Annotated in this window: 9 protein-coding genes; 3 read left to right on the top strand and 6 right to left on the bottom strand. The window is 68.4% G+C overall.

The genetic code is table 11. The annotated features are described in order from the left end of the window. Window positions 1-81 precede the first annotated feature (81 nt). The 5 genes from TVNIR_RS06065 to TVNIR_RS06045 all read right to left on the bottom strand — a co-directional run bounded on the left by TVNIR_RS06065 (window position 82) and on the right by TVNIR_RS06045 (window position 5326). Complete coding sequence (locus tag TVNIR_RS06065) at window positions 82-564, bottom strand: FKBP-type peptidyl-prolyl cis-trans isomerase (RefSeq protein ID WP_015258112.1); 483 nt, start codon at window positions 562-564, stop codon at window positions 82-84. Between the two features lie 88 nt (window positions 565-652). Continuing rightward, window positions 653-1609, bottom strand: a complete 957-nt coding sequence (locus TVNIR_RS06060; protein ID WP_043739451.1) for a zinc metalloprotease HtpX — start codon at window positions 1607-1609, stop codon at window positions 653-655. Between the two features lie 77 nt (window positions 1610-1686). Continuing rightward, complete coding sequence (locus TVNIR_RS06055) at window positions 1687-2268, bottom strand: HD-GYP domain-containing protein (RefSeq protein WP_015258110.1); 582 nt, start codon at window positions 2266-2268, stop codon at window positions 1687-1689. A 188-nt stretch (window positions 2269-2456) separates the two neighbouring features. Continuing rightward, a complete protein-coding gene (locus tag TVNIR_RS06050) occupies window positions 2457-3860 on the bottom strand; it encodes a GTPase/DUF3482 domain-containing protein (protein ID WP_015258109.1) in 1404 nt (467 codons plus the stop codon). Further along, the gene (locus TVNIR_RS06045; protein WP_015258108.1) at window positions 3857-5326 is read right to left on the bottom strand and encodes a DUF2868 domain-containing protein; all 1470 of its coding nucleotides are present in this window, start codon (window positions 5324-5326) and stop codon (window positions 3857-3859) included. The genes TVNIR_RS06050 and TVNIR_RS06045 overlap by 4 nt, the downstream gene beginning before the upstream one ends. A gap of 432 nt (window positions 5327-5758) precedes the next feature. On the opposite strand from TVNIR_RS06045, the gene TVNIR_RS06040 reads away from it, so the two are divergent. Continuing rightward, window positions 5759-6673, top strand: a complete 915-nt coding sequence (locus TVNIR_RS06040; protein ID WP_157092205.1) for a potassium channel protein - like protein — start codon at window positions 5759-5761, stop codon at window positions 6671-6673. A 317-nt stretch (window positions 6674-6990) separates the two neighbouring features. Here the strand turns inward: TVNIR_RS06040 and TVNIR_RS06035 are convergent, their stop codons facing one another. Further along, window positions 6991-7581: a malonic semialdehyde reductase gene (locus TVNIR_RS06035; protein ID WP_015258106.1), complete on the bottom strand. Its 591-nt coding sequence runs from the start codon at window positions 7579-7581 to the stop codon at window positions 6991-6993. A gap of 872 nt (window positions 7582-8453) precedes the next feature. On the opposite strand from TVNIR_RS06035, the gene cysC reads away from it, so the two are divergent. Together cysC and TVNIR_RS06025 are read left to right on the top strand one after the other, a co-directional pair. After that, window positions 8454-10406: an adenylyl-sulfate kinase gene (gene cysC / locus TVNIR_RS21095; RefSeq protein ID WP_015258105.1), complete on the top strand. Its 1953-nt coding sequence runs from the start codon at window positions 8454-8456 to the stop codon at window positions 10404-10406. A 335-nt stretch (window positions 10407-10741) separates the two neighbouring features. Next, window positions 10742-12508 (top strand): SLC13 family permease, encoded by a 1767-nt coding sequence (locus TVNIR_RS06025; protein WP_015258103.1) that lies wholly within the window; start codon window positions 10742-10744, stop codon window positions 12506-12508. The last annotated feature ends 663 nt before the right edge of the window (window positions 12509-13171 follow it).

The following is a 13171-nucleotide window of genomic DNA, read 5'->3' as shown; positions in this document are numbered from 1 at the left end:
CAACGCCGACCGGCGGATGACGCTGCGCGGTTCCGCCCGGCTCGCCGCGCCGTTTGCAGGTGCAGGTCTGGGCGCAAGTCCTCAGTGCTGGTGACCGCCAGGGCCGTGCACATGGCCGTGCTCGAGTTCCTCTTCGGAGGCCTCGCGCACGTCGACGATGGTCACGTCGAAGGTCAGCGTCTCGCCGGCCAGCGGGTGGTTGGCATCCACAGTCACGTGCTCCGCGTCCACCGCCGTCACCGTCACGACCTGGGCACCCTGCTCGGTCATCGTCTGAAACTGCATTCCGACCTGCACCTGATCCGCGTCCTCGAACATCGTGCGCGGCACCGCCTGGCGCAGCGCATCATTGCGCTCGCCGTACGCCTGTTCGGGCGCAACCGTGACTTGCACGCGGTCGCCGGCGGACTTGCCCTCCAACGCGGACTCGAGCCCGGAAATGATGTTGCGGTGGCCTTGAAGATAGGCCATGGGCTCCCGGCCCTCGGAGGTGTCGAGCACCTGCCCCTGATCGTTCGTCAGCGTGTAATCGATGGAGACCACCTTGTTCGCAGAAATTTGCATTGCGCCTTCCCGGGTTTCAAGAACGAGCGCCGCAGTGTACGCCCAGGCGCGCAGCCACGAAACCTCCCGCCCGGTCTGGGGACGCGGGTCAGAACCACAACCCGCCGATGCGCCAGCGCGGCCCGCGCACGCCGGTGCGCGGCAGGGTACGCGGATCGTAGGCGCCAGCGAGCGCACTCCGCGGATACCGCTCGGATCGGGACTCCAGTGCCATCAGGCGCGCGATCCGCTGCTCCGTCGGGGGGTGCGTACGCAGCCAGGAGGGTTCCGGAACACGCCGCCCGGGCAGCAGTACCTGTTCCCACAGCGCACCCTGCGCCTGCTCCAGTCGGGCCAGTGCCAGCGCCAGCCCCTTCGGATCCCCCGTGAGCGCCACGGCTCCCAGGTCGGCCTGGTATTCGCGGCTGCGCGCCAGCCCCAATTGCAAGAGCGCGCTGAGCGTCGGTGCGAACACCAGCAGCGCGATCGCCATCCAGCTGATCGTCGCGCCGCCCAGCACCACCAGCGGCAGATTCACCGCCAGCAGGAACAGGCCCAGCAGCGACAACAGCCCGGTCACGCGGCTAGAGAGATCTGCGAAGGTCATCGTACGCAGATCGTTGTGGGCGATGTGGCTCACCTCGTGCCCCAGCACCGCGACGATCTCGCGCAGCGTCAACCGTTGCAGCAGGCCGTCGGACAACGCGATCGCGGCCTCGCGGCGGTCACCCACCGAGAACGCGTTCATCAGCGGGATGGGCAGGTAATAAAGCGCCGGGACCGACGGCAACTCGGCCCGGCGTGCCAGCTCGTGCAGCACCTCGTTCAGCGCCGGGGCGTGGCGGGGCTGCAGCCGACTCGCGCGATAGAGACGCAGGATCAGCGCCGGCGGCACCACCGGGTGAAACAAGTACAGCAGCACGACCAGCGCCATCGCCACCAGCCCGTACCAGGGACCGCCGATCAACGTGCCGATAACCCCCAGCAAGCCCATCAGACCCAGCAGCAACAATACGGTCTGCACGCCATTGCCGAGCCGGTGTCTCGAGAGTTCCGCGCGATCCATGTACCCGATGCTGCCCAGACGCGCGCGGATCCGCAACCGGCGGCGGCCACGGCCGTCCCGAACGTCCGGGAGCCCGCCTACTCCGCCCGGTACCGGCTACGGTGAATGAAAGTGCCCAGCAGGTCGAGAATGTCCGGGTCGTACTTCGTGCCCGTCTGGTCGAACAGCACCTCCATCACCTGCGCATGGGAACGCGGGGAATGATATGGCCGGGCGAGGGCCATCGCGTCGTAGCTGTCCGCGATCGCGATGATCCTCGACTGCACCGGGATCGACGCTCCGGCGAGACCGTCCGGATACCCGGTGCCATCGAAAGCCTCGTGGTGATGGCGCACGACCCGGCCGATCTCGTCTGCATTGCGGATATTCAGGACATCGCAGATCTTCTGCCCGAGCTCCGCGTGGCGCTGCATCACGGTCCATTCGTCCGAATCGAGGCGCGCCGGCTTCAGCAGGATCTGGTCGGGAATCCCGATCTTGCCGACATCGTGCAGCGTGCTGCCGATCCGCAGCAGCCGCAGTTCCCGCGAGCTCAGGCCGCAGAGGCTCCCCAGCGTCAGGGCGATACCCGTAACCCGCGCGCAATGGCGCTCCGTGTACAAGTCGCGCTCGCTCAGCGCCACGACCAGGGGTTGTAGGCCCTTGGGTAGTTGCTCCATCCGCGCAGACTCCTTTTCGCAGGGCGGCCAGCGGTGCCCTGCGGCGGCATCGGGACCGACAAGCTCCCGGCACGAGGGCTATGCCCTGGAATCTAGCACATGCGCAAGAATAGCAACCGGACCCGCGGCAGATAACCGGCCGGGAATTGTGCCGGCAACGCCCGAACGCAACCGGAACCGCTGACCCGTCACTCGGCGTGCGGGCCGACGAGGTCGGCGAGGATCTGGTCCGTCAGGCGCTGGACCGCCAGCTGACGATCGCCACGCTCGGGATCGAAGACGTCCGGATTCAAACGCGACCACTGGGGCTTCAGCCGCGCCTCGCGCACCGGTGCCGGCAGCGGACCCCGGGTCCAGCGGTCGTCAGGGTCGGCCTTCGACGACAGCGGCGCCTGTGCGGCGTGGCCACGGCGCAGCAAAGCCCGGATCAGCGTCATCTGGCGCAGCGCCAGCAGGCGCAGGGTTTCGTCGGATACCCGCCATTCCGACAGGCCGTGCAGCCGCCCCCAGATCCGTCGACGCATCGGCAGCGACGTCCCGAGCAGCGCACCGATTGCCGCCCCGCTCAGCGTCCCGAGCCCCAGGGTCGCACCAAAGGTCGCAGCATCGACTGCCGCCCCGGTCGCGGCGCCAGCGGCGGCGCCCCCGCCCATGCGCAGTCCGTAATATTTCAGCGCATCGGGATTGAACAGATCCATACCCCAGGATCCGTTCACCAGTGGCAGGCCGTGGTGATCGTAATGCGCATCGCTGAAGCGGAACAGGCGCAGCAGCGCGTCGACGCTGCGCTGCTCGCGCTGACGCACGTCGTCCTGGTTGCGGAGGATGCGCTCACGCAGTTTGGTCGCATCCAGATCACCCGGCACCACGCGCAGGCAGGCGGCGGTATCAATCAGCAGTTCCGCGAGGTATTCGGAGGCCGCCCGGCGCAGCCATTCACCGTGCCGTCGCCGGTCCTCGATCAGGCGCCGCAGCGGCTCGTCGTAGCGGTCCAGCAGCGTACGCAGCTTTTCGTACAGGCGACGCTCGCCGATCTCGTCATAGACGACGGTGTCGAAGGCGACTACCGCGTGCAGGTTCACCCGCGCGAGCTGCTCCCGCCACTCGGCTTCCCGGCTCCCCGGATCGGCGACGAAGTTCAGCATCGGCAACACCGGAATCGCGCAGTAGGTCAGGATCGTCAGCTCCTCGCGGTACTTACCGAGCACCTGCTCGGTGCTGTCGATCACATAGATCGCGGCATCGCTTTGCAGCATCTGCCGAAGGACCTTGGCCTCCTGCTCGTACAACGTTCCGGCCTCGGGACTCGCCAGGAAGCGCCGGATCCGTTCCGGACCGTCGAAGCGCGCGTCGCCTGCAAGCCGGTCGAGCAGATCCAGCACCCCGTCCGGATCTTCCAGTCCCGGAGTGTCCAGCAATACCATCACCGGCTCCCCGTCGGACAGCAGCAGCTGCATGCCCTCAACCTGCCGGGTGGTCGCCGGCTCGTCGGCCACCTCGCCGAAGAACTCGTCCCGTGACAGCGTCCGCAGCAGCGAGGTCTTGCCGGTATTGGTATGCCCGACCACCACGATCTTCAGCAGGTCGCTCATGCCGGCGCGACCCCCTGTCCGAGCAGATTCGCCAGTTCGCGGGTACCCGGATGCCGCGGGTCATCCAGCTCCGCCTCCAGCACGTAATCGAGACCGGCGCGGCCCGCCGCCGCTTGCCACTGGCGGGCACGGGCCGCTGGATCGATGCCGCGGGAACGCAGCAGCCGCGCCTCGTCGAGCACCGCCCAGACGGGCACCGGACTCTGTTCGCAGACGGCAGCAAGAAAGCGCTCGGCACCGCGATCCGGGGTTCGTGCCAACGAACACAGCACCAGCACCACGCCCTCGGTATCCGGCCACGACCGCAGCGCCGCGAGCACGTCCCGGCGCTGGGCACGGTCGTCGGCGCGCCCCACCGGAATCCAGTCGACGCCGGCCAGCCGGGGCGGCCAGTCCTCGTCCGTGCGCTGCAGTTCGAGCCCGATCAGGCGCACCGGACCGCGAACCGGGCCGGGCCGACCACGGGCTGCGGGTACGACCGTGCCCGGGTCGGGCGGCTGCGGATCGAGCACCCCGATCGACCGTGCCGGTGCGCCCAGCCGGTCCGACAGACGCGCGTATCCGGGAAGACTCGTGTCCAGCCGCAGCCGCCGCAACGCACGCCGCGCGAGCACCACGCTCAGCCCGGTCAGCAGCAGCCGCGGCACCAGGCCGTAGAACACCAGCGCGGACAGCAACAGCGCGGACCAGAGCTCGCGGCCCGCCGGGCTCGCCTCGCCGATTCGGCTGGCCATCACCACCGCGGGATCCGGCACCGGCCATCCCAACCCCTGCGCCGGCGCACCCAGCATCGCAACCAGTGCCACGAAGCTGCCCTCGGTCAGCAGGGTCGTGCCCCAGACGAAATCGTACTGGCGCACGCTCAGCGCGAACATCGAACCGAGCAGCGCACCCAGAGAGAACAGGAACCAGAGTCCATGCGTGAGGCTGCTCGCGATCCATTTGCCGAGGCCGTCGCGGCGCAACAGCCCCACGCCCGCGGCCAGCACCACGCCGGCCTCGGGCTGACGGCACAGGCGCCGCCCCAGCCGATGTACGATCCCCATCGCGGCCCGCCCGAGCAGCCCCCCTCCTCCGCGGGGACGGTACAGGATCAGCACCAGCCATAGCAGCAGCATCAGCAACTGCAGCCCCAGCAACGCGGACAGCGCCCACAGGATATTGATCTGCGATTCCTGGCTGAACACGCCCACGGCGGCGCCAACTCCCGCCAGGAACGCCAGCACCGACACCAGCACCAGCAGCCAGGAGCGCACCTGGCGGATGTTTTCCAGCGAGGTGGCGAGCCGCCGCCCCAGGTCCATCGCGACCGCGCGCCGGAGAATGCGCTGCTCGAAGTCCCCGCCCCCTTCGCGCGCCCGGGCCTCGGCGGCCGGGTCTTCGATCAGGCGGCCAAGGCGGTCTTCCTCCATGCGCACGGCTTCGGCAAGCAGGCGCTGACGGAACGGGGTCTGTGGGGCGGTCACGGGGGGCAATCCGGTTTAGGGGCGGGAGTTGGAGTCGGCTTCGTCGTGCCCCGAAGATATCAGATTTGCCGACGATCACGATTCCTCCGCCCACTCGGCGCCGCGTGGCCACCGCTCCCGGCCACGACGGAAACCTGGGGCGAAAGGGGCCGAAGGCCGTCATCCGCGATTCCCGCGCCGGGGTTGCCGCGACCGCCCGGGCCGGGGGCGCTGCGCTCGTCCGCCCGACGCGTCGCCGACACGCGAACCGCGGATCGTCTCACGTCGTCGCGATGTAATCGCCAGACCCGCACGGGTGCGCTGCCAGGCGCGGCGGCACCCCACCACCCCCGACGCATCGCCTCCGGCGCCCGGCCCCGCCGGCCGGCCGGACGATGGGCAGCCGGCTCGCGGAGCCGGTACCCTATGCCCCCCCGAGTTCCGGAGGCCGGAATGACAGCCGACAGCCCGCGTCCGCGGTCCGGCTCTGCCGGGCGCGAGCGACTCATGTTCCTCGTTTCGCTCGTCATGCTGCTGCTACTCGGCCTGGTGCTGCCACATGGCGGCGTCTCCGAGGATGTCAGCACCCGCATCTGGGCAGTGGACAGCGTGCGCTGGGCCCTGCTCGCGTGCTGGATCCTGATCGTGCTGGAAAGCCTGCCAGCCCTGATCTCCTGGCGCCGCGACGACGCCCGGTCCGCACGGAAGCGTTTCTTGCTGGTGCTGCTGTTGCCGCCGTTGCGAGTCGCGCTGTCGCCGCACGCACCGGCTCGCTGGCTGTGGCTGCCCGGCGTCGGTTGGCAGCAACGCGACGAGAATCTGTTCCACCGGCTCGAACTGGGCCTCGCGATCCCGATGCTGGTCGTCGCGTTCCTGATTCTGCCGGTGCTCGTCGGGGAGTTCCTGTTTCACGCGGAGATCGAGTCTTCGCCCGTCCTCGCGTGGACGCTGCATACGCTGACCTCGGTGATCTGGCTGGCGTTCGCGCTGGAGTTCATGGTGATGATCTCGGTCGCACCGAAGAAACTCCAGTACGCCCGGGAACACTGGATCAACCTGCTGATCATCGTGCTCCCGCTCGTCGCCTTTCTGCGCAGTCTCGCGCTGTTCCGCGCGCTGCGCCTCGCAAAGGTCAGCAAGATCTTCCAGACCGTGCGCCTGCGGGTACTGCTCACCCGCGCCTACCGGATCGCGCTGCTGCTCAACCTGCTCGAGCGGGTTCTTGCCCGCTACCCCCGCTACTACCTGGCATTACTGAAGGCACGCGAAGAACGCAAACAGGCGGAACTCGACGACATCCGCGCCCGCATCCGGGACCTCGAGGCGCAGATCGCCCGCCAGGAAAACCAGCCCCCCACATCCGGTTGACGCGAGGATCGCGCGCAGCGCGCCTGCAAGCCCCCCTCGCCCGCTTGCCGGACACATTCGCCGCGGCGTCGGGACTACAGCGGCAGCCTGGGGCAATCCCCCGCGCGGGAGCGGCCAATGACGGCCTTCGGCGTCTTCCGCCAGCGCGTCTCCAACGTCGCAGTTCGAGTGGCCGCCTGAGCCATGACCGTGGCGGCAACCAGACCGCGGACTGCCCGTATCAACCCGCCGGGTTGTGCCGACGGCGCTGGATCCCCCACGCAAGCCGGCTGCACAGATCGCCCGTGCAACGGACGCGTCCGCCCGTTGGACCCGCCTCACTCGATCCGGCAGACGTCGTCGAAATCGAAGCGCGGGCCGCGAGGAAACAGCGCCTCGGGCCGGCCGTAGCCCAGGTTGCACAGGAAGTTCGCACGGATCCGTGTACCGGCAAAGAAAGCCTCGTTGACCTTCTCGGGGTCGAACCCCGACATCGGGCCACAGTCCAGCCCCAAAGCGCGCGCCGCCAGAATCAGGTACGCCCCCTGAAGGCTGCCGTTGCGGAACGCCGTCGACTCGATCAGCGGCTCGTTCCCCTCGAACCACGAACGGGCATCGGTATGCGGGAACAGTCGTGGCAGATACTCGGGGAAGTCCAGATCGTAGGCGATGATCGCGGTCACCGGCGCGGCCCGGGTCTTCTCGACATTGCCCTCGATCAGTGCCGGCAGCAGCTTCTCCTTCGCCTCGGGGCTCTTTACGAACACGATCCGGGCCGGGCTGCAGTTGGCGCTGGTCGGCGCCCAGCGGAAAGTGTCGTATAGCTCTTGCAGCAACGCATCGGGGACCGGACGATCCTGCCACTCGTTGTGTGTACGGGCATCGAAAAAGAGCTGATCCAGTGCCTGGCGGTCAATACGTTCACTCATGCTTGAGCTCCTTGCTGTCGCGCGGATTGGATCCGCGGTTCACCGAACGCGCATGGTAACGCCTCGTATCGACGACGGGCGCTTCCCCGCCTGCAGCACCGGGTTAACGGTCATGGCCCCGCGCCACCCCTGACGATACCCCCCCCCTCCCCCGCTTGCGGGGGAGGGCTGGGGAGGGGGTATCGCGCCGATCCCGGCCCCACCCCAACCATGACAGAAGCGTAGGGCGGACAAGGCTGCAAGCCGTCATCCGCCGTTCCCACGCCGGGGGCGCCGCGGGCACCGGGATGGCACAAACGCCGGTCGGCGGATGACGCTGCGCTCTGCCGTCCTGATATGGATCGCCGAGAGCCCAAGCCGACACCACCCCCGATCCCGGGGGACACAACCAGCCCCCGGGAAGTTACGCCTTCGGCCCAACCGACCGTGTAAACACCAGTGGCAAGGGCTTGCATTCCCACAGCACAACCCGGGATAATCGGCCCGTCGCCATAGACGGCAGTCATGGATGACCCGGCAGCATCATGGACGGTCCACGGACGGGTCGGTGCCGAGCGACAAGAAGCCCCGAAGGGTCACCCCTCCGGGGCTTTCTTCATTGGATTCCGGTGGGCCCCGCGCAGCGCGCAACGGCCAATCGCGACCCCGGGACGGTGCAACCGGCCAGTCCGCGTAGGTTGTGCCGACGCAGGAGGCACAACACGAGCACGGCATTACAACGCCGGATCCCGAGGCACCCCAGCGCCCGCTGCACGTCCGGGACGAACGGCAACGCCCGCGGATCCAATGGCTTGAAGCCCTGGGCCGTATCGGGGAGACTAACCGCGCTCCTGTCGAGGGGGCGATCGATGCGCAGGGAGCGAGGAGCCTTCATGTCCCGAACAGGAACCGCGATGGCGGGCCCATCTGGCAGCATTCCGTTGATCGACCGGCCGCTGCGCGTGGCCGTCGGCGGCATGCGCGAACCCGCCGTCGCGACGCTCGTGGAATACCTGCGCACGCGCACCGGAAACGCCCGTCCCCCGGTCGCGAGTCCTGGCGCCGCGCCGGAACACGAATTCCGTGCAGCAGCCGAGGCCTCCATGCCCGGCAACGCCCGAGCGCCGCGCGTCGAAATCACCGGGATCCTGCGCCACGGCGCGCCGGACCTCGCCGGCCTCGACGCGCTGCGCACGGCAGATGCGGTCGTACTGCTCACCGACGCCGATACCGGCCTTACCCCCGCCCTGTGCCAGCAGGTCTACCTGCTGGCACAGCTGCGCGTGCCAAGGCTTGCACTGGCAGTCGACCGCTTGGGCGACTCCGGATTTGCAGAGGGTCGCCTGCACGCGCTGGCGCGCGAACTCGCGGACTTCGCCGAGCGCGTGGGCGTCCGGGTCCACGCGACCATCCCGGTCGATACCGACCGAAGCGGCCACGACTCCACGTCCGCCGCGCCGAGTCCCGGGTACACGGGCCCGAGCCTCGCCGAGTGGCTGGGCACGGGAGCCCTGGAACATCAGACCGAGGAAGACCGCCCGTTCCGTCTGGTGGTTCACGCTCAGGCGCCCGCCCGAGCGCAGGTTCCCGAACCAGCCGCCGGATCCGTTGCCGCCCGCACTCCGGACCTGCCGAGCTCGCCGCAGACGTCGGCTCGGCACACGCCGCAACCGCAGACCGCAATCGCTGCGCCCGGGGACCGGGCCGCCTGCGCCGGCACCGTCGCAAGCGGCCGACTCTGCTCGGGTGCACGCATCCGCGCCCAGCCGATGGGCCGCGAGAGCCGCGTTACCGGAATCTTTGGCAGGAACGGCCCGCAGCAGGAAGCGCGCACCGGAGAGAACGTCCACCTCACGCTGGATCCTCCGCTCCAACTGCCCGATGGGGCGATCGTGTCCAGCGGGGAAGCCCCGGCGCTGGTCGCCGACCAGTTCGAGACCCGGATCTTCTGGCTCACGGACGAACCCCTGTTCCCGGGCCGCCGCTACGCCGCACGCATCGGCGCACAGCGGGCCGAACTCACCGTCACCGACATCAAATACCAGGTGAATCCGGAGACGCTCGAGCGCCTCGCCGCAGATCAGCTGAGCGCCGACAGCATCGCAGTGTGCAACATCAGCCTGGACCGCCCGGCAGCGTTCGACCCCTATACGGAGAACCCGGCCACCGGCCGTTTCGTGATCCTGGACCGCGAGACCGACGACCCGCTGGGACTGGGCCTGCTGAACTTCGCACTGCGGCGCGCGCAGAACATCCATTTGCAGCACGTCGATCTGGACAAGACCGCGCGTGCACGGCAGAAGGCGCAAAGGCCCTGCGTGATCTGGTTCACGGGCCTGTCGGGGTCCGGCAAGTCCACCATCGCCAACCATGTGGAGCAGCGCCTGCACTTGCTTGGGTACCACACCTACCTGCTGGACGGCGACAACGTGCGCCACGGGCTGAACCGGGATCTCGGCTTTACCGAGGCCGACCGCGTCGAAAACATCCGCCGCATCGGAGAAGTCGCGAAACTGATGGTGGATGCCGGTCTGATCGTGCTCACCGCGTTCATCTCGCCGTTTCGCAGCGAACGACGCATGGCGAGAGATCTGCTGGCCGAGGGCGAGTTCCTCGAAGTGTTCGTCGACGTGCCGCTGGCGGTCGCCGAAGAGCGCGACCCGAAGGGCTTGTACAGGAAGGCCCGCCGGGGCGAGCTGGCGAACTTCACCGGGATCGACTCGCCCTACGAACCACCCGAAGCCCCGGAACTGCGCATCGACAGCAGCCAAGTGGATCCCGGCGCGGCAGCGCAACGCGTGATCGATCAGATTCTCGCGCACCCGCAGCCGGGAACGAGCACCTGACATCCGCGAGTGGCAGGCCATCGCCGCCCGGTTCATACGCAGTGCCACGAGATTGCGCGCACCGGCCCCGGCCCCACCTCCGTGCGTTGTGCCGACGCAGCAGGCACAGCATGCAACGCCCATTCGCGCCGCAGGCGCGCCAAACCCCAGACCCTCACCCCCACGCCACCACACCCCCAGCGCCCGGGGCACGACCGACGCCCGGCATGTTGTGCCTTCGGCACAACCAACAAGGCTGTGCCCCGTTACCGCGTAGGTTGTGCCGGCGCAGGATGCACGCCAGGGCAGTCGACCCGCACCGCCCCCCACGCCCCGCTTGAACCGCGAATACCCGCATGCCGATCGAAGCCTGGTTCACCGCCGCCCTGATTCTGGGCATGCTCGTCGTGCTCTCCCTGAGCCGCGCGGCGCCCGATCTCGTCTTCGTCGGCGGCGTAGTCCTGCTGCTGCTTACCGGAATCATCAGCCCCGCACAGGCCTTCTCGGGCTTCGCGAACCAGGGCGTGATCACTGTCGGCGCGCTGTACGTGGTCGTCGCGGGACTGCGCGAGACCGGTGGCATTCAATGGATCGGACACCGGCTGCTCGGACGGCCACGCTCGCTGCGCCGAGCACAGCTCCGGCTCACCGCCCCGGTGGCGTTCATCAGCGCCTTCCTCAACAACACGCCGGTAGTCGGCATGCTGATTCCGGCGGTCGCCGACTGGGCGCGCAAGCTCCGGTTTCCGGTCTCACGGCTGATGATGCCGCTCTCCTTCGCGGCGATCCTGGGCGGCACCATCACCGTGATCGGCACCAGCACGAATCTCGTCGTGAACGGCCTGTTGATCGAACGCACCGGTGCCGGGCTGAACCTCTTCGACGTGGCCTGGGTCGGGGTGCCGGTGACCCTGGCAGGGCTGGCGCTGATGCTCCTTGGCAACCGCTGGCTGTTTCCGGACCGCCGGCCGGCCATCGGCGAGATCGACGATCCGCGCGAATACACCCTGGAAATGTTGGTAGACCCCAAAGGGCCGCTGGTCGGCCGGAGCATCGAGGAGGCGGGCCTGCGCAACCTGCCCGGCGGATTCCTGATGGAGATCGACCGCGACGGCACGCTGCTCCCCGCCGTATCCCCGCAGGAACGTTTGCGCGGCGGCGACCGGCTGATCTTCGTCGGCGTGGTCGACTCAATGGTCGACCTGCAGAAGATGCGCGGCCTTACCCCCGCCACCCACCAGGTATTCAAGCTCGACGGCCACCGCGCGGACCGTGCGCTGCTCGAGGTCGTGGTGTCCGATACCTGCCCGATCGTCGGAGAAACGGTCCGCGACGGACGCTTTCGCAACCGCTACAACGCGGTCGTCATCGCGGTGGCCCGCAACGGTGAACGCCTGCGCGGCAAGATCGGCGAGATCCGCCTGCGCCCCGGCGACACGCTGCTGGTCGAGGCCGGCCCGGCATTTCTCGCACAGAACCGCAACCGGCGCGACTTCTTCCTGATCAGCCAGATCGACGGCTCCGCCACGCCTCGGCACGAGCGCGGGCTGCTGGCGCTGGGCATTCTGGCCGCGATGGTTGCGAGCGCGACCGCCGGCCTGCTGAGCATGCTGGAGGCCGCCCTTGCCGCAGCTGCGCTGATGGTCGTCACCCGCTGCGTCACACTGGAAACCGCCCGCTCCAGCATCGACTGGCCGGTGCTGTTCACCATTGCCGCGGCCTTCGGCGTAGGAGCCGCGATGGAAACCACTGGACTGGCCCAGACGCTGGCACACGCGTTGACCGGCCTGGCTGGCCCGCATCCCTGGGCGCAGTTGGCGATGATCTACTTGGCAACTGCGGTGTTCACCGCGCTGATCACCAACAACGCTGCTGCGGTGCTGATGTTCCCGATCGCGTTCGCCGTCGCGGGCGATCTCGGCGCGAGCCCGCTGCCCTTCGCCATCGCGATCATGTTCGCGGCCTCCGCGAGCTTCGCCACCCCGTTCGGCTACCAGACCAACCTGATGGTCTACGGCCCCGGCGGCTACCATTTCACCGACTACCTGCGCGCCGGCATCCCCATGAACCTGGCCACCGCGGCCGTGGCCTTGACCCTGATTCCACTCGTGTGGAGCTGGTAACCCGGAATGCCCCGGGCACCGGCCGCGCCCCGCAGGCGCACCGAACGCCGGCCCCTCACGCAACGCCCATTCGCGTGCAAGGCACGCCCCTACAAGACCAGCCCAGCTCCCCGTTTCCCGGCACGACGCGACGACGGGGCTCGCCTTCTACAGCCCCGACAGGTCGGAGACGCCCTCCTGCACGTGGACGGGCTCCGCGAATGGCCGTCAACGTGCACTTTAGCCAGAGAGTTGCATTCCCACAGCCCAATGATGGAAAATGCCTCCGTCGCCATAGACGGCAGTCATGGATGACCCGGCAGCATCATGGACGGTCCAAGGATGGGTCGGTTGCCGAGCGACAGAAGCCCCGGGGGTCCCCTCCGGGGTTTTTTCGTTCCACGCGAGCGGCCAACCGCCTAAACCGACCGGCACACGCCCCTCGAACCGGGTGAAGGCACCGCCGACAACGTCCATGTCATCGTTCCCGCCAGCAACAGCAAAAACTCTACAGCAGCGTTTGGGTGAACCTCACGGGAAAATGGGCGTGGACTGCTGCGCCCTTCCGGTTCGCAGCAACGGGCCGCGTCGTCCTCGTCACCTCTGCCGGAATCTTTCATTGCGCTGCCGTAGGCCGCCAGGGGCCTGGGCAATCTACCGGTGTGGGTCCAGGTCCGAGCCGCA

The organism is Thioalkalivibrio nitratireducens DSM 14787, assembly GCF_000321415.2.
Taxonomy (GTDB): domain Bacteria; phylum Pseudomonadota; class Gammaproteobacteria; order Ectothiorhodospirales; family Ectothiorhodospiraceae; genus Thioalkalivibrio; species Thioalkalivibrio nitratireducens.
Note: the sequence above shows the minus strand (reverse complement) of the source record. Positions and strands in the feature narration are given on the sequence as shown.